The sequence below is a fragment of the Streptomyces sp. NPDC048751 genome, from assembly GCF_043198595.1.
Taxonomy (GTDB): domain Bacteria; phylum Actinomycetota; class Actinomycetes; order Streptomycetales; family Streptomycetaceae; genus Streptomyces.
The window spans coordinates 565,730-590,121 of record NZ_JBICUX010000001.1; the positions used below are offsets into that span (position 1 = coordinate 565,730).

Below are 24,392 nucleotides of genomic sequence, written 5' to 3' on the forward strand. Positions count from 1 at the left end.
GGCCCTTCCTAGCGTTCGAGGACGAGGGCCAGGCCCTGGCCCACGCCGATGCAGAGGGTGGCGACACCGGTGCCGGAGCCCCGGGCGGCCAACTGGTGGGCGACCGTGCCCGCGAGGCGGGCACCGGAGGCGCCGAGCGGATGACCGAGGGCGATGGCGCCGCCCCGCGGGTTGAGGATCGCCGGGTCGAACTCGGGCCACTCGGCCACACAGCCCAGTACCTGGGCGGCGAAGGCCTCGTTCAGTTCCAGCACCGACAGGTCGCCGAAGCCCTTGCCGGCCTTGGCGAGCGCCCGGTTGACGGCCTCGACGGGGGCGAGCCCGAAGTAGTGCGGGTCGATCGCGGAGACGCCGGTCGCGCCGACGCGGGCGAGCGGTTCGCGTCCGGTGGCCTTCAGGCCCTCCTCGTCGACGAGGAGCAGGGCTGCGGCACCGTCGTTGAGGGGCGAGGCGTTCCCGGCCGTCACCGTGCCGTTCTCGGTGCGGAAGGAGGGCTTCAGCTTGGCCATCGCCTCCAGTGAGGCGTCCGGGCGTACGCATTCGTCGGCGCCGACGACCACCGGCTCGCCCTCGCGCCGCGGGATCGACACCGGCACGAGCTCGGCGTCGAACAGGCCCGCGGCCTGCGCCTCGGCCGCCTTGTGGTGGCTGCGCAGGGCGAACTCGTCCTGCTGCTCCCGGCTGATCTTGTGCTTGTCGGCGATGAGTTCCGCCGACTCGCCCAGCGGGACGGTCCACTGCGGGTCCATCCTCGGGTTGACCATGCGCCAGCCGAGCGTGGTCGAGTACAGCTCGGTGTGGGCGGCCGGGAACGGCCTGTCGCTCTTCGGCAGGACGTACGGCGCCCGGGTCATGGACTCCACCCCGCCCGCCACGGCGATGGAGGCGTCGCCGACGGCGATCGCGCGGGCCGCCTGGATGACGGCCTCCAGGCCGGAGGCACAGAGTCGGTTGACGGTGACGCCCGGCACGGAGGTGGGCAGGCCCGCGAGGAGTGCGGCCATGCGGGCGACGTTGCGGTTCTCCTCGCCGGCGCCGTTGGCGTTGCCGAAGTAGACGTCCTCGATCCGGGCCGGGTCCAGCGCGGGGGTGCGCGCGAGGAGTTCACGCAGGGCGTGGGCGGCCAGGTCGTCGGGGCGGACGCCCGCGAGAGCGCCGTTGTAGCGGCCGATCGGGGTGCGGACGGCGTCGACGATGTAGACCGGGTTCACAGCAGGCCCTCCGAGACGGTCAGCTTGGCGTCGGTCTTGGCGATGACCTCGTCGACGCTCACTCCGGGGGCGACCTCGGTCAACACGAGCCCGTCCGGTGTCACGTCGATCACGCCCAGATCGGTGATGACCCGGTTCACACACCCCTTGCCCGTGAGCGGCAGCGCGCACTCGGTGAGGATCTTCGCCGAGCCGTCCTTGGCGGTGTGGGTCATCACGACGATGACCGTACGGGCGCCGTGGACGAGGTCCATCGCCCCGCCGATCCCGGTGATCAGCTTGCCCGGGATGGCCCAGTTGGCGAGGTCGCCCTTCTCGGACACCTGCATGGCGCCCAGCACGGCGACGTCGATGTGCCCGCCGCGGATCATGCCGAAGGACAGCGCCGAGTCGAAGAAGGAGGCGCCCGGCAGGACGGTGACCGTCTCCTTTCCGGCGTTGATCAGGTCCGGGTCGACCTGGTCCTCGGTGGGGTAGGGCCCGGTGCCGAGGATGCCGTTCTCCGACTCCAGGATCACCTCGACACCCGGCGGCAGGTAGTTGGGGATCAGGGTCGGCAGGCCGATGCCGAGGTTGACGTACTGCCCGTCCTCCAGCTCGCGCGCGGCGCGGGCGGCCATCTCCTCGCGTGTCCAGGCCATCAGCTGCTCACCGTCCGCTGCTCGATCCTCTTGTCCGCCGCCTGCTCGGGGGTGAGCGCGACGACCCGTTGCACGAAGATCCCCGGCAGGTGCACCGCGTCCGGGTCGATCTCGCCGGGCTCGACGAGTTCCTCGACCTCGGCGATCGTCACCCGGCCCGCCATGGCCGCGAGGGGGTTGAAGTTGCGGGACGACTTGTTGAAGACCAGATTGCCGTGCCGGTCGCCCTTCGCCGCCCGCACCAGCGCGAAGTCGGTGCGGATGCCGTGTTCCAGCACGTACTCCGTGCCGTCGAACTCCCGTACCTCCTTCGCCGGTGAGGCCAGCGCGACGCCGCCCTCACCGTCGTAGCGCCAGGGCAGTCCGCCCTCGGCGACCTGCGTGCCCACTCCGGCCGGGGTGTAGAAGGCGGGGATCCCGGCGCCGCCGGCCCGCAGCCGCTCGGCGAGCGTGCCCTGCGGGATCAGCTCCACCTCCAGCTCCCCGGCCAGGTACTGGCGGGCGAACTCCTTGTTCGCGCCGATGTAGGAGCCGGTCACCCGGGCGATCCGCCCGGCGGCCAGCAGCACCGCGAGGCCGGACTCCATCGCCCCGCAGTTGTTGGAGACGACCGACACCCCGGTCACGCCCCGCTCGTACAGGGCCTGGATCAGCACGTTCGGCACACCGCTCAGCCCGAAACCACCCACCGCCAGCGACGCGCCGTCGGGCACGTCGGCCACGGCTTCCAGGGCCGTGGCGACCACTTTGTCCATCCGTGAAGCCCCGTCTCTTCCGAGCGCCCCGACCGCTCAATTAATCAGGGCACTGAGTATTTCAGTGAGGTTGTCTTCACGCTGCCACCCAGGCATCAGGGGCGTCAAGACCGGAACCCCCGGGTATTGTTCAGTACACCAACGAATACTCCGACGACTGCACACCAGGGGAGCGCACATGGCCGCGGTGGATCTGACCACCCACCCCGGGCACCTGGCCCGGCGACTTCAGCAGGCGCACTACCTGCTGTGGAACACGATGGTCTCGGAGGAGATCACCTCGCCCCAGTTCGCGGTCCTCAACGCGCTCGTCGCCGAACCGGGCCTGGACCAGCGCACGGTGGGGGAGCGGGTGGGGCTCGACCGGTCCACGATCGCCGAGGTCATCAGCCGCCTCGGCCGGCGCGGGCTGCTCGACAAGGTCCGCGACCCGCAGGACGGCCGCCGGTTCCTGCTGCGCCTCACCGACGAAGGTGTGCGCACCCACCGCAAGCTGACCGTGCGCACGGCGCGAATGAACCAGGTCTTCCTCGCCCCTCTCTCCGCCGAGGAGCAGAACCTGTTCTTCGACCTGATCCGACGGGTGTCGGACGCGGCGGAGGGGCTGCGCAATCCGGCCGAGCCGCTGGTCACCCCGCGTTGAGCGCCTGGGACCGCTGAGCGCGCCCGGCCTCGGTCACTTCTGCGCGAAGGCCACCCACACCTGCCCCTCGGCGAAGTTCACCGGCCGGCCGTCCTTCGTCGTGAACGTCGTGCCGTCCTCGGCCTTCGGACGCTTCCATTCCACGTCGTACGCCCGCCCGTCGCGCAGCACCGTCGCCGTTCCCGAGCCCACCGTCTCCGTGTACGGCGTGTTGTTGCCGAGGAAGTCGTGGAACGCGGACGCCCGGATCTTCACGTACTGCACGACGACCGTCGGCGGAGCCAACTGCTTCCCGTCGGTCGTGCGGGCGGCGGTCCCGTCCATCGCGACCCGCCAGCCCCTCTCGCTCCCGGACCAGGTGAAGGCGAAGCGGGCCGCCGGGTAGCGCACGGTGAACGAGGTCTTCGCCGTGCCGCCCGAGGGTGCGGGGCCCACGTGGAAGCCGGTGGTCAGCGCGGCCGCGCCCGGCGCGGAGGGCAGCAGTCGGTCGGGGCGCAGATACAGGTTGTGCGGGGCGGGCCTCGCGGAGTCGCGGACGTAGGCACCGGACACCCGGCCCGGCGGCTCGGGCACCAGCGGCGCCCTGTCGATCAGCGGCATCAGCTTGCCCTGCGCGCCGGAGAACGCCAGCGTGGGCCGGTCGAACTGGCGAAGCAGCTCGAGATCGGACTCGCGGGCGCTGCGCACCGGCCCGACCTGCTTCGGCAGCCGGGTGGCGTACACCGCCATCAGCCTGCTGAGCCCGCCCTCGACCTGCTCGGCGTAGACGACGTCCGCGGCGTTCAGGCCGGTGTGCGGCCGGGCCGCGCTCGCGTTGTCGATCTTCACGGCGAGCACGCCCGTGGCGGAGGGCATGGTGGTCCGGCTCCCGGTCGGCGTCCGGCTCGTGCCTCGGCTGTCGTCGGGGGAGGCGGACTTCCCGGTGCAGCCCGCGACCAGCGAGAGCGTCACGGCGGCGGACAGCAGCGCGGCTGTCGCCGCGGCCTGTCGGGTGCGTGCCCTGCGTCTCGTGCCCACCGCTGCCCCTATCGCATGTGCCAATCATTGTGCGCTTATCTGCCCAATGCCGCACATGCCTGATTGGTTCTGTTTGTGCGCGCCCACTGGGCTGATCCGTGGACGGGGTGGCTCGGGGTGCGCCGTCATGGTCCGGAGCGGACGGTGATTCGGCGTTGACGGTGATTCGGTGCGTGACGTCCGGGTACCCGGGCGGGACGCAGAACCGGACAGGCCGGATGAGAACGGATGATCCGGACGCGACGGAGGGAGCGCGGCGCGATGAGGGCAGTGACCTGGCAGGGCAAGCGGGACGTGCGGGTGGAGACGGTGCCGGATCCACGGATCGAGGAGCCGACGGACGCCGTCATCCGCATCACCTCGTCCGGGCTGTGCGGCTCCGACCTGCACCTGTACGAGGTGCTCACCCCGTTCATGACGCCGGGCGACATCCTCGGCCACGAACCCATGGGCATCGTGGAGGAGGTCGGCGCCGCAGTACCCGACCTCCAGGCGGGCGACCGCGTGGTCGTGCCGTTCCAGATCGCCTGCGGCAACTGCTGGATGTGTCTCACCGGGCTGCCCACGCAGTGCGAGACCACCCAGGTGACCAGCGAGCACATGGGCGCCGCCCTGTTCGGCTACACCCGCCTCTACGGCTCGGTGCCGGGCGCCCAAGCCGAGTACCTGCGGGTCCCGCAGGCACAGTACGGACCGATCAAGGTCCCCGAAGGGCCACCCGACGACCGGTTCGTGTACCTCTCCGACGTCCTGCCCACCGCCTGGCAGGCGGTCGCGTACGCCGACATTCCCCAGGGCGGCAGCATCGCCGTTCTCGGCCTCGGCCCCATCGGCGAGATGGCCTGCCGGATCGCCCAGGTCCGCGGCGCCGGGCGGGTGTTCGGCGTCGACCTGGTGCCCGAGCGGCTGCGCCGGGCCCACGAGCGAGGCGTGGAGACCTACGACCTCCGGAGCTTCGACCACGAGAAGGAACTGGTCGAGGCGATCCGCGACCAGACCGACGGGCGCGGTCCCGACGCCGTCATCGACGCGGTCGGCACCGAGGCGCACGGCAGCGCCGCCGCCAAGCTCGCCCAGCAGGCGTCCGCGATTCTGCCGCGGAAGCTGAGCGGCCCCTTCGCGGAACGCTTCAGCGTCGACCGGCTCGCGGCCCTCCACACCGCCATCGATCTGGTGCGTCGCGGCGGCACGATCTCCCTGTCCGGCGTGTACGGCGGCATGGCCGACCCGCTGCCGATGCTCACCATGTTCGACAAGCAGATCCAGTTGCGCATGGGCCAGGCCAACGTACGTCGCTGGAGCGACGAGGTCATCCCGTACCTGACGGACGAGGACCCGCTCGGTGTCGACGACTTCGCCACCCACCGGGTGCCGCTGTCGGAGGCGCCGGACGCGTACCGGATGTTCCAGCAGAAGAAGGACGGCGCGATCAAGATCCTCATGCAGCCGTGAGCCGGCCGGTCACGTGAGCCGGCCCGGTCACTGGTTCTCGCCGAAGATCTCCGTGAGGTCGTAGCGGACCGGCTCCTCCAGCTGCGCGTACGTGCAGCTCTCCGGGGTCCGGTCCGGGCGCCAGCGGCGGAAGCGGGCGGTGTGCCGGAAGCGGGCCCCGTTCTCCATGTGGTCGTACGCCACCTCGGCGACCCGCTCCGGCCTGATCGGCACCCAGGACAGGTCCTTCCGGCCCGACCAGCGGCTCGGCGCGCCGGGCAGCCGGGCCGTCTCGTGGGCGGCCTCCTCCGACCAGGCCGCCCAGGGATGCCCGGTCACGTCGTCCATCCGCAGCGGCTCCAGCTCCTCCACCAGCTCGGCCCGCCGCTTCATGGCGAACGCGGCCGACACGCCGACATGCTGGAGGGCGCCCCGGTCGTCGTACAGGCCGAGCAGCAGCGACCCCACCACCGGGCCGCTCTTGTGGAAGCGGTACCCCGCCACGACGACGTCCGCCGTGCGCTCGTGTTTCACCTTGAACATGGCCCGCTCGTCCTGGAGGTAGCGCACGGTGAGGGGCTTGGCGATGACGCCGTCCAGGCCCGCCCCCTCGTACCGCTCGAACCACTCCTGCGCCACCTCGACGTCCGTCGTCGCCGGCGCCACGTGCACCGGAGGCGTCACGTCGGCCAGCGCCCGGGTCAGCAGCGCCCGCCGATCGCTCAGCGGCACCTCCACCAACGACTCGTCCCCCAACGCCAACACATCGAACGCCACGAACGAGGACGGCGTCCGCTCCGCCAGCATCCGCACCCGCGAGTCCGCCGGATGGATCCGCTCGGTCAGCGCGTCGAAGTCCAGATGTCCCTCCCGCGCGATCACGATCTCCCCGTCCACCACGCACCGCTGCGGCAACCGCTCCCGCAGTGCCTCCACCAGCTCCGGAAAATACCTGGTCAACGGCTTCCCGGTACGGCTCCCGAGCTCCACCTCGTCCCCGTCCCGGAACACGATCGCCCGAAACCCGTCCCACTTCGCCTCGTACTGCATGCCCGGCGGAATCCTCGCCACCGACTTGGCGAGCATCGGCTTCACTGGGGGCATGACCGGCAGATCCATGGTCCGATTCTGCGCGCCGATGTCCCGGTGTGCGAGATGTGCGCCGCCCGCCTACCGTGGCTCGCATGGGTGACGCGGTGGAGCTGGAGGTGGGCGGTCGGACGGTACGGCTGTCCAGTCCCGACAAGGTGTTCTTCCCGGAGCGCGGCTTCACCAAGCTGGACCTCGCCCGGTACTACCAGGCCGTCGCCCCCGGCATCCTGCGCGCCCTGCGCAACCGCCCCACCACTTTGGAGCGCTACCCCGAAGGCGTGGCCGGCGAGTCGTTCTTCCAGAAGAGGGCGCCGAAGAACATGCCGGACTGGATCCCGACCGCCCACATCACCTTCCCGAGCGGGCGCAGCGCCGACGAGATGTGCCCCACGGAGGAGGCGGCCGTGGTGTGGGCCGCCCAGTACGGCACCCTGACCTTCCACCCGTGGCCGGTGCGCCGGGACGACGTCGACCGCCCCGACGAACTCCGCATCGACCTCGACCCGCAGCCCGGCACGGACTACGACGACGCCGTCCGCGCCGCCCACGAACTGCGCGCCGTCCTCGACGAGTTCGGCGGACTGCGCGGCTGGCCCAAGACCTCCGGCGGTCGCGGCCTGCATGTCTTCGTGCCGCTCGAACCCCGCTGGACCTTCACCCAGGTCCGACGCGCCGCCATCGCCGTGGGCCGGGAGATGGAACGCCGCATGCCGGAGCACGTGACCATCAAGTGGTGGAAGGAGGAGCGCGGCGCACGCATCTTCCTGGACTACAACCAGACCGCCCGCGACCGCACCATCGCCTCCGCCTACTCCGTACGGCCGCGCCCGCACGCCCCCGTCTCCGCGCCCCTGCGCTGGGAGGAGGTCGGTGAGGCACACCCCCAGGACTTCGACCTCGCGACCATGCCCGCGCGCTTCGCCGAACTCGGCGACGTGCACGCGGACATGGACGACCACGCCTACTCCCTCGACGCGCTGCTGGAACTCGCGACGAAGGACGAACACGAACACGGGCTCGGCGATCTGCCGTACCCGCCCGAGTATCCGAAGATGCCGGGCGAACCCAGACGGGTACAGCCGAGCCGGGCCAGGAAGGAGCCGAAGGAGGACCCGCAGGAGGACCCGAAGGGGGAGCCCCCTACAGCTCCTTGATGCGGATGTCCCGGTACGAGACCACATCCGTCGTGCTGTGCACCTGGAGCCCGATGTAGCCGGAGGCGAACCGCCGCCCGTCCGTGCCCGGATCGTCCGCGCGGGCCGGGGAGAAGTCCTGGCCGCCGATGTTGTCGAACTCGTTGATCAGCACACCGTTGCGGTACACCGAGTAGTGCTGGTCGACCACGCGGATCTCGTAGTCGTTCCAGGTACCCTTCTGGGTGACGCCCGCACCGGCGAGCCCCACCCGGTCGAAGCCGTACACGGAGCCCGTCTTGTACATGTCGCCGTCGGGCCGGTCCAACACCTGCACCTCGTGCCCGTACTTGATGGCGACCCACTCCGGCCGTGACTCCTCCGGATGGTCGAGGACCCACGGGAAGCGCACGAACACACCGGAGTTGGCGTTGCCGGTGCCCGGGGCGTCGTCACGCCACTGGAGCTTCAGCGAGAAGTCGCCGTACTTGCGCTGCGGGAACCACAGCATGCCGAGGCCCGCCCTGGTGGTGCCGCTGGTCATCGTGCCGTCGGCATTCAGCGCGAACGAACCGCCGCCCACCTGCTGCCACTTGGCGAAGGAGTCCGCGCTGCCGTCGAAGAGCTTGCGATAGCCCTCCGTCTGCCCCGGCCTGCCGATTCCGGACGCGCCGGCGGCGTCCCGCACGGCCTCGTACTCACGCTCGTCGACCACTCCTTCGTCGAGGAGCCGGCCGAGGACCGTCTTCACGTGCTTCAGGAACAGCGCGTGGGACGTCCACTCCTTCTCGTCCTCGATCAACTCGTTGATCCGGCACCGGTTGTCGGTCACCCGGTTCGGCACGCCCGAGTCGACCGTGCCGACGATCACCGTCAACCGCTCGTCGAACTCGGGGCAGTTGGGCGCGGGCACGCCACCGCCTGCCACGACGGTGAAACTCACCGTGCGCGCCTGCGAGGTGTTCCCGGCCTGGTCGCTCGCCCGGTACGCCACCGTGTGCGCACCCACCCGGTCGACCACCACGGGCGCGGTGTACGCCAGGTAGGGCCCGCCGTCGAGCGAGTACTCGACGCGGGCGACCCCGGAGCCACCCGGGTCCGTCGCGCTGACGGTGACCCGGGCCTTCCCGACGTACGCCCCGTCGGAGTTGCGCGTACCGGTGACGGTCGCGCCCGTCACCGGGGGAGTGGTGTCCCGCGGCGGCGCGGAGACCACGGTGAACTGGACGCTCTTCTCGGGCGAGACGTTGCCCGCCTTGTCGGTGGCGCGGTAGCGGACGGTGTGGGTGCCGAGCTGATGGACCATGACGGGCGCGGTGTACGGCAGCCAGTCGCCGGTGGTGCCGACCGCGTACTGGATACGGTCGACGCCGGACCCGACATCGGATGCCGTGACGGTGACGGTCGCCATGTCGATGTACGCACCGTCGGTGTTCCGCTCGCCGCTCACCGTCGCCGAGGTCTCCGGCGGTGCCGTGTCGTCCGTCGACGGGGCGACCACGGTGAACTGGACGCTCTTCTCCGCCGACACGTTGCCGGCCTTGTCGAAGGCCCGGTAACGGACCTGGTGGGCGCCGACCTGGTCGACGACGACGGGTGCGGTGTACGGCAGCCAGTCGCCGGCGGTGCCGACCGCGTACTGGATACGGTCGACCCCCGACCCGCCCTCGTCGGTGGCGGCGACGCTCACACTCGCCGACCCGATGTACGCGCCCTGCGCGTTCTGCGTCCCGGTCACCTTCGCCGTCGCCTCGGGCGCCGTGGTGTCCGCGCCGCCGCCCTCGGTCACCACCAGGATCCCCTGCATCTGGCCGTGGCCCGGGATCGTGCAGTGGTAGAAGTAGCGGCCCGGGGTGAGGGTGACCTCGGCGGTGTGGCGGCCGCCCTGGTCGTCGTTCGGGTTCGCGAGGATGTTGAGCTGGACGTCGTCGTTGAACTCGGGGTCGGAGGTCTCGAACGTCAACGTGTGCGGCATGCCGGTGGTGTTGCCGGTCGCCGTGCTGTTCTCGAAGACGATCGTCGCCGTACCCGCCACCGCCGTCGTGGGGGCCGAGGTGTACTTGGTGATGTCGTCGCCCGCGGTCCAGGTGAGCACCTGCGCGGCGGCCGGCTGATCCGCCGCGGCGGGAGTCGTGGCCTGCATGCCGAGCGTCATGAGCAGGACGGCCAACAGGGCCGACCAGATGGCGCGTTGACGTCTCACTGGGTCCCCCTCGCCAGTTGCCCGACGGCCGGTGTGGCCCCGCCGCCCTGATAAGTCACCTGCCACAGCGCCGACTTGGCGTCCGAGGTGAAGAAGCCGCGGCCGTAGTCGAGGACGTACAGGGTGCCGTCCGGACCGAACTTCCAGCCCATGAGGTTCTTGATGCCGTCGTTGCCGACCGGCACGATCTTCTTCAGTGACTCGGCGTGCACGGGCAGGCCACCGTCACCCTGTGTCCTCGGGTCGGTGAGTACGGCGTTGCGCGGCTGGTCGGCGTCGTAGAAGTCGCCGACGAACCATTTGCCGTCCCAGTACGCGGGCCACGCGGACGCGCCGGCGGATGCCGTGTCGTAGCGGTAGACAGGGCCGTTCATCGCCGCCTGGCCGCCGCCCTTGAGCCACGGGAGCAGATAGGTGGCCTCCTCCTGCTTGTAGGAGGGGACGCCGTTCGCGTCGCGCGGGTAGTCCGGGGCGCCGCCCTGCGGGGAGTACCAGATGTTGTTGCCCGTGACCGGCGGGAGGTTGACCAGGCCGTCGTTGTTCGGCGACTCGTTCTTCGGGTGGTCGCAGTCGTACCAGCCCAGCGGCTTCGACGGATCAGGCAGGTTCCGGTCCCGATAGGGCTGCTTGTTGCCCATGCAGTACGGCCAACCCCGGTTGCTCGCCTTGGTGATGACGGCGAAGGTGTCGTACTTGGCCGGGCCCCAGGTGGTCGACGGCGCGCTTGCGTCCGGGCCGACCCAGCCCGCGTACAGGACGTCCGTCTTCTTGTCGACGGAGATGCGCGCGGGGTTGCGGACGCCCATGACGTAGATCTCGCCGCGGGTCTTGCCGCCGCCCTCGGCGGTCTCGTGGCCGGTGAAGAGGTTGCCCTCCGGGAGGGTGTAGGTGCCGTCGGGCTCCGGGTGGATGCGCAGGATCTTGCCGTTGAGGTTGTTGGTGTTGCCGGCGGTGCGGCGCGCGTCGGCGAACGAGACGCCCTTGTAGTTCGGTTCGGGGTTGTTGCCGGAGTAACCGTCGCTGAAGCGACTGGAGTTGTTGTCGCCGGTGGCGATGTACAGGTTGCCCTTCGAGTCCCAGGCCATCCCGCCGCCCGCGTGGCAGCAACTGTGCACCTGAACAGGCCACTTGAGCAGTACCTTCTCACTGCCCAGGTCGAGCTTGTTCGTGGCGGGGTCGAGTGTGAAGCGGGAGACGCGCCGCTCGGCTGTACGGGTGTCGCGGTTGATCCGCGCGTGCGGGGTGTAGTGCAGGTACACCCAGCCGTTCTCCTCGAACCGCGGGTCGAGCTCGATTCCCAGCAGGCCCTCCTCGACCTTGACCAGCTCGTCGCCGCCGCCCTTGTTGCCGAAGACGGTCAACTCGCCCGCCAGAGTCACCTTCTTGGTCTTCGGGTCGTAGACGTGGACCTGCCCCTTGCCCTTGCCGACGTCGGGGTTGTTCCAGTCGGTGATCACCGGCTGCGAGGAGTCGGCGCCACCTCGGCCGATGTAGAACACGCGCCCGTCGGGTGCGGTGACCAGGCCGTGCGGTTCGCCGATCTGGTCGTTCCGCCCCGGCTGGTTGGGCGGGGTGAGCCGCTCCGCCTTGTAGTTGCCGGTGATGGTCGCCTTGCAGTCGGCCTGCACGAGCCGGGTGGCCCACAGCAGGGCGCCGCGCAGATGCGTACGGAACTCGGTCTCGTCGTAGGACGACACCGTGCCGCCCATGCCGGTGTAGAAGGAGCGGCCGCCGTCGTAGTCCCGGCACCAACTGACCGGGTGGTCCCAGCCGTTCTTGCTCGTGCCCGGCTGGTACGTCGACTCGCGGACCCGGGCGACGGTGTGCACGTCGCCCGACGGGTTCTTCACCCAGTTCAGCCACTGGTCGGGCCGCTTCCACTGCACCGGCAGGTCCTTGGTGGCCGGATGCCGCCGGTCGCCGACCTCAACGGTCGCCCGTTGCACCGCCGTTGGACTGGAGGCGGCCGGGCGGGCGCCGACGAGCCCGGTGAACCAGTCCGAGTACGGTTCCGCCCGGGCCGCGTCATGGATCCCGACGAACCCGCCGCCCGCCTCCATGTACGCCTCCAGGCCCGCCTCCTGCTCCGGGTCGAGGACATCGCCACCGCCGGTGAGGAACACGATGGCGTTGTAGCGGCCCAACTCCGTGTCGTCGGTGAAGACCGAGGCGTCGTCCGTGGCCTCCACCTCGAAGCGCTGGTTCTCCGGGCCGGACAGGCCGATCCGCTCGATCGTCTCGATACCGGCGTTCACGACCGGCGACTCGTCCCCGGCCGCGGCGGAGCCGTGGAAGATCAGCACCCGTACGTTCGCGCCGCCCGGCGGCGACTTGACGGACATCGTTGTCCCGGACGGGTCCGGCGCCGGGAGCGCCCCGGCGGGTGGGCCGGACACCAGTCCGGCGGTGAGGACCCCGCTGGTCAGGGCCGTCAGCCAGACCCGTCTTCTCGCCCTTGTCGTGCTCAACCCTCGTAAGTGCATGGGCACCTCCTCGGTCACAGCGGCAGCGCCAAGGAAGCTAGACCCCAAGGACTGGCGCGCCAATACCTAAAGCCGGAATGGCACGAACTTTGTCCAGGGAGTGGAGAAACGGCCGTGGGGCCGGTACGGTCTCACAGGTTCATCACAGGTCCGTCTCCGCAAAATCCGTACCAGGGTGGGGAGTTCCGCATGGACAGACGCGGGTTCAACCGGCGGGTGCTGCTGGGTGGCGCGGTGGCGGCGACATCGCTGTCCCTGAGTTCCGAGGCCGTGAGCGCCGCCGCACCGGCCCGGACCGCGCCGGCCGGGGGCGCGGTCAGGCACCTCAAGCTGTACGCCGAGAAGCTCCCCGACGGGCAGTTGGGGTACGGCCTCGAGAAGGGCGCTGCCACGGTCCCCGGGCCGCTGATCGAGCTCAACGAGGGCGACACCCTGCACATCGAGGTCGAGAACACGATGGACGTGGCCGCGAGTCTGCACGTCCACGGCCTGGACTACGAGATCTCCAGCGACGGCACGAAGCTGAACAAGAGCGACGTCGAACCCGGCGGCACCCGCACCTACACCTGGCGCACCCACGCCCCCGGCCGACGCGCGGACGGCACCTGGCGGGCGGGCAGCGCGGGCTACTGGCACTACCACGACCACGTCGTCGGCACGGAACACGGAACAGGAGGCATCCGCAAGGGCCTCTACGGCCCGGTGATCGTCCGCCGCAAGGGCGACGTGCTGCCCGACCGCACCCACACCGTCGTCTTCAACGACATGACGATCAACAACAGGCCCGCGCACTCCGGCCCGGACTTCGAGGCCACCGTGGGTGACCGCGTCGAGTTCGCGGTGATCACGCACGGCGAGTACTACCACACCTTCCACCTGCACGGTCACCGCTGGGCCGACAACCGCACGGGCCTGCTCACCGGTCCCGACGACCCGAGCCAGGTCGTCGACAACAAGATCGTCGGCCCGGCGGACTCCTTCGGCTTCCAGGTGATCGCGGGGGAGGGCGTGGGCGCCGGGGCGTGGATGTACCACTGCCATGTGCAGAGCCACTCCGACATGGGGATGGTCGGCCTGTTCCTGGTGAAGAAGCCGGACGGAACCATCCCGGGGTACGAGCCGCACGGCCCACATGGCACGCACGAGCACTGAGGGGTACGTCCGCGTCAACCGATGTCGAGGAGGCCCCACTCGGTGAAGGGATCCTCCTGGACGTAGATCCGTGATCCCCGGCTGACGACCCGTCTCGTGCCCTCCGACCGGCTGCCGTCCGGGCGCAGCACCCGGACCTCCTCCTCCGGCTCGACCGCCGAGTCGGTCAACTTGCCGAGGACGAGCCGGTCGCCGTCCTCCGCGTACCCGCCGTAGAAGGCGACCCGCTCGCCGTGCACGGCCACACCGGACGCACCGCCGACCGGAGTGCCGCGCACCCGCGCGGGTCTGCCGTCGCGCACCTCCACCAGCGGGAAGTCCAAGTACGGATACACCCAGGTCGCGCCCCGGTCCACGTTGAGGGCGTAGCAGCACAGGCACCAGTCCGCCCCGGGCGGCGGACCGTACTGCCACACCGGTGTGCCCGTGCTGCTCCAGCGCCGGACGCCCGGCTCGCTGAGCGGGTCGGTCATGACGCCCTCGTCGAAGTGGCCCACCCAGAGGTCGCCGGACGCGTCGGTCAGCAGGTGCTCGACGGCGTCGCCGACCGTGAAGCCCCACGTCGGACGGCCCAACGCGTCGAAGACCTGCACCTGGTCGGCGTCGGAGCGGCTGCGCGCGTCCGCGACGACGAAGCCGCCGTCGGGCAGCGCGTCGATCAGCGGGAAGCGCGCGCGTACGGAGCTGAGGTGCGTCTCCTCCGACCCGTCGCCGTCCACCGTGACGACCACCGCGTCGTACAGGTCGGCCAGGACGGGCGTCCCGCGCAGCAGCCAGTGCGCGCGCCCGAACGCGTCGACCGTGCTGTGCAGGACGGTCCGGCCGTGGTGGGCGCGGGGGAGACGGGCGTACGGGGCGAGGCGCCGGTCAGCGGCCATGGGCCTTTCGTATGGTCATACGGTGATCCTCCGGACGCCCGGCCCCGCGCGCAACCGGATTTCGATGATCCAAGAGCGCTCTCACCTCACCCGCGTTGCCAGAGTTATCCTGATCCGCACCCATCGATGAGGAGCCCCGAAGTGACCGACACGGCGCCGCGACCGACCCTGGAGGCCGTGGCCGCGCGGGCGGGCGTGTCGCGAGCCACCGTGTCCCGGGTGGTCAACGGTGGGGCCGGTGTCAGGGAGCCGCTCGTCCAGCGGGTCCGGCGGGCGGTGGAGGAACTCGGGTACGTCCCCAACCAGGCCGCCCGCAGCCTGGTGACGAGGCGGCACGACGCCGTGGCCGTCGTCATCGCCGAACCGGAGACCCGCGTTTTCGCCGACCCCTTCTTCGCGCTGCAACTGCGGGGAATCAGCAAGGAGTTGACGGCCCACGACAACCAACTCGTCCTGCTGCTGACCGAGGGGCGTGACGACCACGCCCGCGTCGGCCGCTACCTGGCGGGCGGCCACGTCGACGGTGCCCTCGTCTTCTCCCTCCACCTGGACGACCCGCTGCCCGGCCTGATCCGGGGTGCGGGGGTGCCGACCGTGTTCGGCGGGCGTCCCGGCTGGAGCGACGGCAGCGGGGGAGGGGCGACGGTGGCCTACGTCGACAGCGACAACCGAGGCGGCGCCCGCGAGGCCGTGCGCCACCTTCTCGGCCTCGGCCGCGGGCGCGTCGCGCACATCACCGGGGCGCTCGACCAGACCTCCGCGGTGGACCGGCTCGAGGGCTACCGGGACGTGCTCCCCGACGCCGACCCGCGGCTCGTCGTCGAGGGCGACTTCACCCCGGCCGGTGGGGAACGCGCCATGCGTGAACTCCTCGACCGCTGCCCCGACCTGGACGCCGTGTTCGCCGCCAATGACCTCACCGCCGCGGGTGCCCTGCGCGTCCTGCGCGAACACGGGCGCCGCGTGCCCGACGACGTGGCCGTCATCGGCTTCGACGACATGCTCGCCGTCGCCGAACAGACCGACCCACCCCTGACCACCATCCGCCAGGACATCGAGGAGGCGGGCCGCCTGATGGCCCGCGTGTTGCTGCGTCGCCTCAATGGCGGGGGCGGGGACGCGGGGGATGCGGGCGCGGGCGCTGCCGACATGCCGGCGGGCGTGGTTCTGCCGACGACGCTGGTGCGCCGCGCCTCGGCGTAGTAGCCGCAGCGCGGAGGGCGTGAAGCCGTTCCCGTTACCGTTACCGTGACCGAGACTGGGGTGGCCGACGCGCTCTGGCCGCCGGCGGGTGGGCGTCGGCGCTCATTCCTGCTCGTACGGCGTGCGGGCGCGCGGCACGCCCGCCAAGAGCGGCCCGGCCCCCCGGCCGCCGCTCGGCGGCGAACGCCTCGCCCGCGTCTCTCAGCCCTGCCGTGGCGCGCTCTTGACCGTCGCGAAGCGCGCGCCGTACGGGTCGGTGAGCTTGGTGATCGTGCCGACTCCCTCGATGTCGGTCGGGGGCATGCGGACCGTGCCGTCCAGGGCCTGGGTCTTGCCGGCGATCACGTCCGGGCCGGTGACCTCGAAGTACGGCAGCCAGTACGGGCCGGAGGCCGCCTCCGTCGGGTCGTCGGCCAGGGGGACCAGACCGCCGAACATGGCGTCCTCCCCGGCACCGGCGGGATTGAAGCAGGTGTAGGTGCCGCCGGGGAAGGAGACGGCGGAGGTCTCCAGACCCAGCACGGCGTTGTAGAAGGCGGCCGCGGCCGCGATGTCCGGTGTGTACAGCTCGACCCAGCACAGGGAGCCGGGGTCGCCCGCCACGTCCACGCCCTTGGTCAGGGCCGGCTGCCAGATACCGAGCGGCACGCCCGCCCGGTCGGCGAGGATCGCCATGGTGCCCTGGCCCATCACGTCCGTCGGAGGCATCAGCACGCTGCCGTGCGCCTGCTCGGCGGCCTTGGCGGTGGCCTCCGCGTCCGGAGTCTGGAAGTACACCGTCCAGGACGGCGGGCCCTGGTCCGGGGCGGTCTGCATGCCGCCCGCCACGGTCTTCCCGTGCAGCTGGAAGAAGCCGTAGCCGCCGGCCTCGGGCCCCGCCGACTGGAACTGCCAGCCGAAGAGGGCGTTGTAGAAGTGGCGCGCGCCCTCGATGTCGGTGGTGCCGACGTCGAGCCAGTTGGGGGCGCCGTTGACGAAACGGGTGGTGAGCATCTTCGCCCTCCTCGGAAGGGTCCCGCTGTCCGGGCTGCCGTATCCCGCAGCACTGCCGAGTCTCGCACCGCCCACTGACAATCGCCGCCGGAGCGCGGCTCAGGGGTGTCGTGGGGATCAGGCCGGCTCGCGGAGGCATCCCACGCGACCCGCCCCCGCCTCCGCGCGCCGCCGTGCACCGGCCGGTGGGGCGGAGGCATCATCGAGCGTCCGCGGGGCCCCACGGGCGAAACAGCGCGCCGACGGCGTTGATCCCGCGTTGATCGAACGTTTTTCGCCGCCCGGCACGATTTCGACCATGCACATCGACACGATCACCCCGACCGCCCCCGCCTGGCAGGCCGAGGCCCTGTGCGCGCAGACCGGGGCGGACTTCTTCTTTCCCGAGCCGGGCAGCTCGGTGCGCGAGGCGAAGCTCATCTGCGGCATGTGCGAGATCCGCCCCGCCTGCCTCGAGTACGCCCTCGCCAACGACGAGCGCTTCGGAGTATGGGGCGGCCTCTCCGAGAAGGAACGCCTGCAGATCCGGCGCACATCACACTGAGCCGCGGCTCGCGTCACTCGCGAACCGCAGCTCTACGTCTGTCTGTCCGGTGGTCCGTCCGCTCGCCGCGAGCGGAGCGATCACGCGCCGGCGCGTGCCGCCATCCGCGCCTTGCGCGCGGCCAGCTTCTCGTCGAACTTCAGGGCCTCCGCGTCCAGACCACCCATGAACAGACCGAGCTCCTCCTGCGCCTGCCGCCCCTCGGGGCCGAGACCGTCGATCTCCATGACCTTGAGGAAGCGCAGGACGGGCTGGAGCACGTCGTCGTGGTGGATGCGCAGGTTGTAGACCTCGCCGATCGCCATCTGCGCGGCGGCCCGCTCGAAGCCGGGGATGCCGTGACCGGGCATGCGGAAGTTCACGACGACGTCCCGCACCGCCTGCATGGTGAGGTCGGGGGCGAGCTCGAAGGCGGACTTCAGCAGGTTCCGGTAGAAGACCATGTGCAGGTTCTCGTCGGTCGCGATGCGCGCCAGCATCCGGTCGCAGACCGGGTCGCCCGACTGGTGGCCGGTGTTGCGGTGCGAGATGCGGGTCGCCAGCTCCTGGAAGGAGACGTAGGCGATCGAGTGCAGCATCGAGTGCCGGTTGTCGGACTCGAAGCCCTCGCTCATGTGGGACATCCGGAACTGCTCCAGCTTGTCCGGGTCCACCGCGCGCGAGGCGAGCAGGTAGTCGCGCATCACGATGCCGTGCCGGCCCTCCTCCGCGGTCCAGCGGTGCACCCAGGTGCCCCAGGCGCCGTCACGGCCGAAGAGGCTGGCGATCTCGTGGTGGTAGCTGGGAAGGTTGTCCTCGGTGAGCAGGTTCACGATGAGGGCGATACGGCCGATCTCGGTGACCTTGGACTGCTCCTTGTCCCAGGCCTCGCCGTCCTCGAAGAAGCCGGGGAAGTTGCGGGCGTCGCTCCACGGCACGTACTCGTGCGGCATCCAGTCCTTGGTGACCTTCAGATGCCGGTTGAGTTCGTTCTCGACCACTTCCTCCAGCGCGTACAGCAGTTTGGCGTCGGTCCAGACGGCGGGGCTGCCGAGGTGAGGGGTGGCGATCGTCACGTGGTACTCCAGGGGGACGTCTAACAGAGCGGAACAAACCCGGCTGCGGGCGCGGGAACCTACACGAACTTACGGGATCGTAGGCTACGAACCCGTAGGTTACGAGGCCGTAGGTTAAGGGCGTCGTAAACAGCGCTGATCAGCAGGTGTGCCGCAGGTCACCCAAAAGGTGGCATGAGCATGAAAACAGCCCCGGGACGCGCAGGTCCCAGGGCTGAAGGCGTGCGGCTTTCACCCGGTCAGGCGTACAGCTCCCGCAATCGTACCGAGAGGCATGTCACACATCCTTCGAGCTTCTCGAACTCGCTGATGTCCACCACGACCGGCTCGAATCCGAGATCCGCGAGGAGGTCGGCCGTCTTGGGCGCGCTCGCCGCCATGAGCAGCTTGTCGCCGCCGAGCAGGACGACGTGCCCGCCGGCCTCCTCGGGCACCGACAGGAAGCGCGGGAACAGCGCGGGCCGGTCCACCTTGGGGATGTGCCCGATCACCGTCCCGTCGGGCAGCGCGGTGACCGCCGACTTCAGGTGCAGCACCTTGCTCACGGGCACCGCGACGACCCGCGCGCCGAGCGGTTCGAAGGCGGCGCGCAGCTGCTGGACGCCGGCCGCGTTGGTGCGTCCGCCCCGGCCGACGTAGATCGTGTCGCCGACCTTCAGTACGTCGCCGCCGTCCAGCGTGCCCGGCTCCCAGATCCAGTTCACCGAGCAGCCGAGGCGGGCCACGGCCTCCTCGACCCCGGCGGTCTCCTCGCGCCGCGACTCGGCGCCGGGCCGCGCTATCAGGGCGACGTTCTTGTACATGACCACCGTGTCCTCGACGAACACGGAGTCGGGGAAGTCGTCGGCCGGGTCCACCTCGATCGTCTCCCAGGCGTGGGCGCGCAGCGCCTCCGTGTAGGCCTCCCACTGCTCCAGGGCGAGCCCGGCGTCGACCTTCTCCCGCTCGATGTGCGTCACCAGGCCTTCGGCGAGGCGCGGGCTGGGGCGGCGGATGAGGGCCTTCTTGCTGGGCACGTCCAGGTCTCCGAATCGGCTGAGGGTGTCGGCGCCCGTGAAGCGGCACCGACAGGCCATCATGCAGCGCCGGTCCGCCCCCACAAAACCCCGCCCACAGGCCTGTGCCCGTCCTGAGACGGTCGCCCGGGGAGTCGGCGACCGCCCGGCCCGTCCCCGGGAGGCCGCCCTCCCGGCCGTCAGGAGCCCCTCGGGAGCCCGCCTCCCAGCCCTCGGAGGCGCCGCCCCCTCAGGAGCCCGCCGGCCCCGCTTGCCCCACCGCCTCCGGTGTGGTGGGGGTGAGTTCGCCGTCCAGGAGGAGCCAGCGGGTGATGCCGATCGACTGCAGGAACGGGAGGTCGTGGCTGGCCACGATCAGTGCTCCCTCGTACGACTCCAGGGCCGAGGTGAGCTGGCGCACACTCGCCATGTCGAGGTTGTTCGTCGGCTCGTCCAGCATCAGCAGTTGCGGCGCGGGCTCGGCGAGCATCAGCGCGGCCAGTGCGGCCCGGAAGCGTTCGCCGCCGGAGAGGGTCGCCGCCCGCTGGTCGGCACGGGCGCCCCGGAACAGGAAGCGGGCCAGCCGTGCCCGGACCCGGTTGTTGGTGGCGCCCGGCGCGAACCGGGCCACGTTCTCGGCGACGGTCAGCTCCTCGTCGAGGACGTCCAGCCGCTGCGGCAGGAACCGCAGCGGTACGTGCGCCCGTGCCTCGCCCGACACCGGTGCCAGCTCCCCGGCGATCGTGCGCAGCAGCGTCGTCTTGCCCGCGCCGTTGCGGCCGATCAGCGCGACCCGCTCCGGCCCGCGCAGGTCGAGCCCCCCGGCCACCCGGGCGCCGTACGCCAGCTCCAGGTCCATGAGGGTGAGGACGGTACGGCCCGGCGGCACGGCCGTGTGGGGCAGGTCGACGCGGATCTCGTCGTCGTCCCGTACGGCCTCCACCGCCTCGTCGAGCCGTTCCCTGGCCTCGGCGAGCTTCTCCTCGTGCATGATGCGGTGCTTGCCCGCGGACTCCTGCGCCGCGCGCTTGCGTGCCCCCATGACGATCTTCGGCTCGCGCTTGCTGTCCCACATCTTCTGCCCGTACCGCTTACGGCGAGCCAACTTGACCTGGGCGTCCACCAGTTCGCGCTTCTGCTTGCGGAAGTCGGCCTCGGCGACCCGCACCATGCGCTCGGCCGCCTCCTGCTCGGTGGCGAGCGCCTCCTCGTAGGCGGAGAAGTTGCCGCCGTACCAGGTGATCTCACCCGAGTGCAGATCGGCGATCTGGTCGACCAGGTCGAGGAGTTCGCGGTCGTGGCTGACCACGACCATCACACCCGGCCAGGACGCCACCGCCGCGTACAGCCGCCTGCGCGCGTACAGATCGAGATTGTTGGTGGGCTCGTCGAGCAGCAGGACGTCCGGTCGGCGCAGCAGCAGCGCGGCGAGCCGGAGCAGGACGGACTCGCCTCCCGACACCTCGCCGATCGTACGGTCCAAATCGACGTGTGCGAGTCCGAGTTCGCCCAGTGTGGCGAGGGCGCGTTCCTCCACGTCCCAGTCGTCGCCGACGGTCTCGAAGTGGGCCTCGGCCACGTCGCCCGACTCGATGGCGTGCAGCGCGGCGCGCCGGGCGGCGATACCGAGCGCCTCGTCGACGCGCAGGGCGGTGTCGAGAGTGACGTTCTGCGGGAGGTAGCCCACCTCGCCTGCGACGCGGACGACGGTGCCGTCGGCCGGGGTGAGTTCCCCGGCGATCAGCTTCAACAGGGTGGACTTCCCGGAGCCGTTGACGCCGACGAGCCCGGTCCTGCCGGGGGCGAAGGCGACGTCGAGGTCCTCGAAGACGGGGGTGCCGTCGGACCAGGCGAACGAGAGGGAGGTACAGGCGATGGAACTATGCATAGGGGCCTCGCGGTTGCTGGAAGCGGTCGGGGAGCAACGCGTGTCGAGACACCGGGGCGGCGACCACGCACGAAGGCCGGACGAGGAGCCCAGGGGCATGAGAAAAGCCCTGCTCCGTCAAGGACGGCTCGGATGCCGAGGTCGCACGCGGCGTCCACACCTCACGGGTGTGGAGCGGTGTCTCAAGACCTCAGACGAGCAACGTCCTTCTCCAATCGACGGCAACAGAACCGTTGTACACGGTAGGAAGGGCCTGAAGGGCTGTCAACGGAATTACGCGGAGCCGGTCCCGGGGACCGCACGCTGATGTCGGATTTCCGCCAGCTCCCGCCCCGGGCCGGGTGCTTGAGTGATGCGCATGACGACCAGTTCCACGAACGAGAACCCCCTCCGTGACCGCGCCCTCGCCTTCCACGCCCTGCACGTCCCGGGGCGGCCCCTGGTGCTGCCGAACGCCTGGGACGCGGCGAGTGCCCGCATCGTCGAGGACGCCGGGGCGGCAGCCGTTGCCACCACGAGCGCCGGGGTCTCCTGGTCCCTCGGTACGGCCGACGGAGACCGGCTGGAGCGCGACCGGGCCGTGGCGGCGGTCGCGGCCGTCGCGGCCGCGGTGCGGGTCCCGGTGAGCGCGGACATCGAGGCCGGCTACGCCTCGGACCCGGCCGGAGTCGCCGACACGGTCCGCGCGGTGCTCGCCGGGGGCGCCGTCGGCATCAACATCGAGGACGCGCAGCACGAGGGCGGGGGGTCGCTGCGGGCGGTCGCCGAGCAGGCCGAGCGGATCGCCGCCGCCCGGGAAGCCGCCGACGCCGAGGGTGTCCCGCTGTTCGTCAACGCCCGGATCGACACCTTCCTGGCGGGGGCCGGGGGAGTGGACCTCACCCTGGAGCGGGCCGCCGCCTTCCGCGCGGCGGGCGCGGACGGGATCTTCGTCCCCGGAGCCGTCGACCGGGAGACCGTCAAGCTCCTCGTGGACGGCGTCGACGGACCGCTGAACGTCCTGGTCGGTCCCGGCGCACTCCCCGTCGCGGAACTGGCCGGACTGGGTGTCGCGCGCGTGAGTGCCGGATCGAGCATGGCCCAGGCCGCCCAGGCCCTTGTCCGCCGCGCCGCGCGGGAGCTGCTGGAGGCGGGGACGTACGAAGCGCTGACCGACGCGTTCGACTACGGCGAGCTGAACACGCTGCTCGGCGCGGCGCGTTAGGGACCCGACCGGCTCGCCGCCCTGCCCGCCTCAGGCGTCCCGCATCAGCTCCGCCAGGTCGTGGTCCAGGTCGAGCTGGAGGTGTTCCAGACCGGCCGGCACCAGCTCGCCCGTGGCGTCCAGGAAGCGGCGGATCTCGCCCGAGCGGACGTGGACGATGGCGGTGCCCTCGGGGGCGTGGAACTCCAGGACCGTACGGTCGTACCCGTACGGCCGGACGCGGACGTCGCCGTGACCCTCGGCGTCGTGCAGGCCGGCGGCGAGCAGGTCGCGGGCGAACGTCCAGCAGACCTCCACGCCCTCCAGGGTGGCCGGGGCGGGGAAGGTCATGCGGACGGCGAACGGGTCACGGCGGTCGTAGTGCAGGGTGGCGGGAATGCTCGGCATCCGCGGCGCGGCGGCGACGAGGCGGGCCTCTACGGGCTGCTCGATGACGGTGGACAACGCCTTGCTCCCTTGGTGACGGCTGGACAGACCTTCCGGGCGGATGAGGCCGGGCATGGGAAGAGACGCCGGAATCGGCCAATCCGTGTACAGGAAGTCGAGTGACCTCGGTCACCGCGTTCATTCACAGGAGTGGCGCAGCTCTCCTCCCGTACCGGAAGGGGCACTTGGGGCGATCGGGGACACCTCGGGACGGCCCGGGCGACGTCATCTGGACGGCTCCGAGGCGGTGGGCTAGCTTCGCCCGCCATGAGGCGCTTGGGGAACACGCGACGCACGACACAGGCGACACAGGCGACACGGACGGGACGCGGGACCGGACGAGGCACGGGGCGAGGGACCGGACGTACGGCGCGGGCGGTGGCCGCGGCAGTGGCCTGCGGGGCGGCGCTGGCCGCCCTGACCGCCGTACCCGCGCAGGCGCAGGCGCCGGAGCACCGCACCCCGCACTGGGACCTGAAGGACAGCGGCACCCCGGACGTCCGGTTCCGCGGGCTCGCGGCCGTCGGCCGGAACACCGCCTGGGTGGCCGGAACCCAGGGCACCGTGCTGCGCACCACGGACGGCGGGAAGAGCTGGCGGAACGTCTCACCGCCGGGCGCCTCCGCGTTGCAGTTCCGGGACGTCGAGGCGTTCGACGCGCGGCGCGCCGTGGTGCTGGCCATCGGTGAGGGCGAGGCGTCCCGCGTGTACCGCACCGAGGACGGCGGCGCGACCTGGACCGAGTCCTTCCGCAACACGGACACGCGGGCCTTCTACGACTGCCTGACCTTCTTCGACCGCCGCCACGGCCTCGCGATGAGCGACCCGGTCGACGGAAAGTTCCGCCTCCTGTCGACGCGCGACGGCGGCCGCTCCTGGAAGGTGCTGCCCGACGACGGGATGCCGGCCGCGCTGGACGGCGAGGCCGGGTTCGCGGCCAGTGGCCAGTGCCTGGTCTCCTCCGGCCCGCGGGACGTCTGGCTGGCCACCGGCGGCGGCGCCCACGCGCGCGTGCTGCACTCGGCCGACCGCGGCCTGACCTGGACGGCCGGCGACACGCCGATCCCGGCGGGCGACCCGGCCCGCGGTGTCTTCGCGCTCGCCTTCCGCGACCGTACGCACGGTCTCGCCGTCGGCGGGGACTACCGTGCCGACCAGCCCTCCCCGCGGGCGGCCGCCACCACCGGGGTCGCCGGCCGCACCTGGCGGCCCGCCACCACGCCCCCGCCCGCCTACCGCTCCGGCGTCGCCTGGCTCCCGCACAGCCGCACCGCCGCCCTCGCGGTCGGCCCCACCGGCACGGACCTGACCACCGACGGCGGCCGCACCTGGCGGACGGTCGACACGGGCTCGTACGACACCGTGGACTGCACCGCCGACCTGGGGTGCTGGGCGGCGGGCGAGAAGGGCCGCGTGGCGCGCCTGGAGAACTGATCCCCACCGGA

Annotated in this window: 21 protein-coding genes; 8 read left to right on the forward strand and 13 right to left on the reverse strand. The window is 71.2% G+C overall.

All coding sequences use genetic code 11. The annotated features are described in order from the left end of the window. Window positions 1-8: 8 nt before the first annotated feature. From ACGFNV_RS02540 to ACGFNV_RS02550, 3 genes are read right to left on the reverse strand one after another with little or no spacing between them, the layout of a single operon-like run. Complete coding sequence (locus tag ACGFNV_RS02540) at window positions 9-1,211, reverse strand: thiolase family protein (RefSeq protein ID WP_393618753.1); 1,203 nt, start codon at window positions 1,209-1,211, stop codon at window positions 9-11. Then, window positions 1,208-1,852, reverse strand: coding sequence for a CoA transferase subunit B (locus ACGFNV_RS02545; protein WP_393618755.1), 645 nt, complete (start codon window positions 1,850-1,852; stop codon window positions 1,208-1,210). The genes ACGFNV_RS02540 and ACGFNV_RS02545 overlap by 4 nt, the downstream gene beginning before the upstream one ends. Further along, window positions 1,852-2,607 (reverse strand): CoA transferase subunit A, encoded by a 756-nt coding sequence (locus ACGFNV_RS02550; RefSeq protein WP_393618756.1) that lies wholly within the window; start codon window positions 2,605-2,607, stop codon window positions 1,852-1,854. Before ACGFNV_RS02550 ends, ACGFNV_RS02545 begins: the two co-directional genes overlap by 1 nt. A gap of 178 nt (window positions 2,608-2,785) precedes the next feature. On the opposite strand from ACGFNV_RS02550, the gene ACGFNV_RS02555 reads away from it, so the two are divergent. Continuing rightward, a complete protein-coding gene (locus ACGFNV_RS02555) occupies window positions 2,786-3,250 on the forward strand; it encodes a MarR family winged helix-turn-helix transcriptional regulator (RefSeq protein ID WP_393618757.1) in 465 nt (154 codons plus the stop codon). A 33-nt stretch (window positions 3,251-3,283) separates the two neighbouring features. On the opposite strand, the gene ACGFNV_RS02560 is transcribed toward ACGFNV_RS02555, so the two are convergent. Then, the gene (locus ACGFNV_RS02560) at window positions 3,284-4,267 is read right to left on the reverse strand and encodes a DUF3048 domain-containing protein (RefSeq protein WP_393618759.1); all 984 of its coding nucleotides are present in this window, start codon (window positions 4,265-4,267) and stop codon (window positions 3,284-3,286) included. A gap of 261 nt (window positions 4,268-4,528) precedes the next feature. On the opposite strand from ACGFNV_RS02560, the gene ACGFNV_RS02565 reads away from it, so the two are divergent. Then, window positions 4,529-5,719: a zinc-dependent alcohol dehydrogenase gene (locus tag ACGFNV_RS02565; protein WP_393618761.1), complete on the forward strand. Its 1,191-nt coding sequence runs from the start codon at window positions 4,529-4,531 to the stop codon at window positions 5,717-5,719. 27 nt (window positions 5,720-5,746) lie between these two features. On the opposite strand, the gene ACGFNV_RS02570 is transcribed toward ACGFNV_RS02565, so the two are convergent. Next, a complete protein-coding gene (locus ACGFNV_RS02570; RefSeq protein ID WP_393618763.1) occupies window positions 5,747-6,817 on the reverse strand; it encodes an ATP-dependent DNA ligase in 1,071 nt (356 codons plus the stop codon). 65 nt (window positions 6,818-6,882) lie between these two features. Between ACGFNV_RS02570 and ligD the strand changes: the two genes are divergently transcribed. Further along, complete coding sequence (gene ligD / locus ACGFNV_RS02575) at window positions 6,883-7,944, forward strand: non-homologous end-joining DNA ligase (protein ID WP_393618764.1); 1,062 nt, start codon at window positions 6,883-6,885, stop codon at window positions 7,942-7,944. Here ligD and ACGFNV_RS02580 read toward each other — a convergent pair. Next, entirely contained in the window at window positions 7,931-10,078 is a 2,148-nt protein-coding gene (locus ACGFNV_RS02580) for an OmpL47-type beta-barrel domain-containing protein (RefSeq protein ID WP_393619981.1), read from the reverse strand. The genes ligD and ACGFNV_RS02580 overlap by 14 nt on opposite strands. 44 nt (window positions 10,079-10,122) lie before the next feature. Beyond that, window positions 10,123-12,609, reverse strand: coding sequence for a ThuA domain-containing protein (locus ACGFNV_RS02585; RefSeq protein ID WP_393618765.1), 2,487 nt, complete (start codon window positions 12,607-12,609; stop codon window positions 10,123-10,125). A gap of 189 nt (window positions 12,610-12,798) precedes the next feature. Here ACGFNV_RS02585 and ACGFNV_RS02590 point away from each other — a divergent pair, with 189 nt between their 5' ends. Further along, the gene (locus ACGFNV_RS02590) at window positions 12,799-13,761 is read left to right on the forward strand and encodes a multicopper oxidase domain-containing protein (RefSeq protein WP_393618767.1); all 963 of its coding nucleotides are present in this window, start codon (window positions 12,799-12,801) and stop codon (window positions 13,759-13,761) included. A gap of 14 nt (window positions 13,762-13,775) precedes the next feature. Here the strand turns inward: ACGFNV_RS02590 and ACGFNV_RS02595 are convergent, their stop codons facing one another. Continuing rightward, window positions 13,776-14,639: a hypothetical protein gene (locus ACGFNV_RS02595; RefSeq protein ID WP_393618769.1), complete on the reverse strand. Its 864-nt coding sequence runs from the start codon at window positions 14,637-14,639 to the stop codon at window positions 13,776-13,778. Window positions 14,640-14,780: 141 nt separating this feature from the next. On the opposite strand from ACGFNV_RS02595, the gene ACGFNV_RS02600 reads away from it, so the two are divergent. Beyond that, window positions 14,781-15,842 (forward strand): LacI family DNA-binding transcriptional regulator, encoded by a 1,062-nt coding sequence (locus ACGFNV_RS02600; protein ID WP_393618771.1) that lies wholly within the window; start codon window positions 14,781-14,783, stop codon window positions 15,840-15,842. Window positions 15,843-16,043: 201 nt separating this feature from the next. On the opposite strand, the gene ACGFNV_RS02605 is transcribed toward ACGFNV_RS02600, so the two are convergent. Beyond that, window positions 16,044-16,835, reverse strand: a complete 792-nt coding sequence (locus ACGFNV_RS02605; RefSeq protein ID WP_393618772.1) for a VOC family protein — start codon at window positions 16,833-16,835, stop codon at window positions 16,044-16,046. Between the two features lie 298 nt (window positions 16,836-17,133). On the opposite strand from ACGFNV_RS02605, the gene ACGFNV_RS02610 reads away from it, so the two are divergent. Continuing rightward, entirely contained in the window at window positions 17,134-17,379 is a 246-nt protein-coding gene (locus ACGFNV_RS02610) for a WhiB family transcriptional regulator (protein WP_208298897.1), read from the forward strand. 80 nt (window positions 17,380-17,459) lie between these two features. On the opposite strand, the gene ACGFNV_RS02615 is transcribed toward ACGFNV_RS02610, so the two are convergent. From ACGFNV_RS02615 to ACGFNV_RS02625, 3 genes are all read right to left on the reverse strand, one after another. Then, window positions 17,460-18,434, reverse strand: a complete 975-nt coding sequence (locus tag ACGFNV_RS02615) for an acyl-ACP desaturase (protein WP_393618774.1) — start codon at window positions 18,432-18,434, stop codon at window positions 17,460-17,462. Between the two features lie 239 nt (window positions 18,435-18,673). Next, window positions 18,674-19,450, reverse strand: a complete 777-nt coding sequence (gene ddaH / locus ACGFNV_RS02620; protein ID WP_393618776.1) for a dimethylargininase — start codon at window positions 19,448-19,450, stop codon at window positions 18,674-18,676. Window positions 19,451-19,679: 229 nt separating this feature from the next. After that, window positions 19,680-21,317 (reverse strand): ABC-F family ATP-binding cassette domain-containing protein, encoded by a 1,638-nt coding sequence (locus ACGFNV_RS02625; protein ID WP_393618778.1) that lies wholly within the window; start codon window positions 21,315-21,317, stop codon window positions 19,680-19,682. A gap of 358 nt (window positions 21,318-21,675) precedes the next feature. Between ACGFNV_RS02625 and ACGFNV_RS02630 the strand changes: the two genes are divergently transcribed. Further along, the gene (locus ACGFNV_RS02630) at window positions 21,676-22,521 is read left to right on the forward strand and encodes an isocitrate lyase/phosphoenolpyruvate mutase family protein (RefSeq protein ID WP_393618780.1); all 846 of its coding nucleotides are present in this window, start codon (window positions 21,676-21,678) and stop codon (window positions 22,519-22,521) included. 30 nt (window positions 22,522-22,551) lie between these two features. Here the strand turns inward: ACGFNV_RS02630 and ACGFNV_RS02635 are convergent, their stop codons facing one another. Beyond that, window positions 22,552-22,965 (reverse strand): SsgA family sporulation/cell division regulator, encoded by a 414-nt coding sequence (locus ACGFNV_RS02635; RefSeq protein ID WP_133925606.1) that lies wholly within the window; start codon window positions 22,963-22,965, stop codon window positions 22,552-22,554. 360 nt (window positions 22,966-23,325) lie between these two features. Between ACGFNV_RS02635 and ACGFNV_RS02640 the strand changes: the two genes are divergently transcribed. Then, complete coding sequence (locus tag ACGFNV_RS02640; protein ID WP_393618782.1) at window positions 23,326-24,381, forward strand: WD40/YVTN/BNR-like repeat-containing protein; 1,056 nt, start codon at window positions 23,326-23,328, stop codon at window positions 24,379-24,381. Window positions 24,382-24,392: the final 11 nt, after the last annotated feature.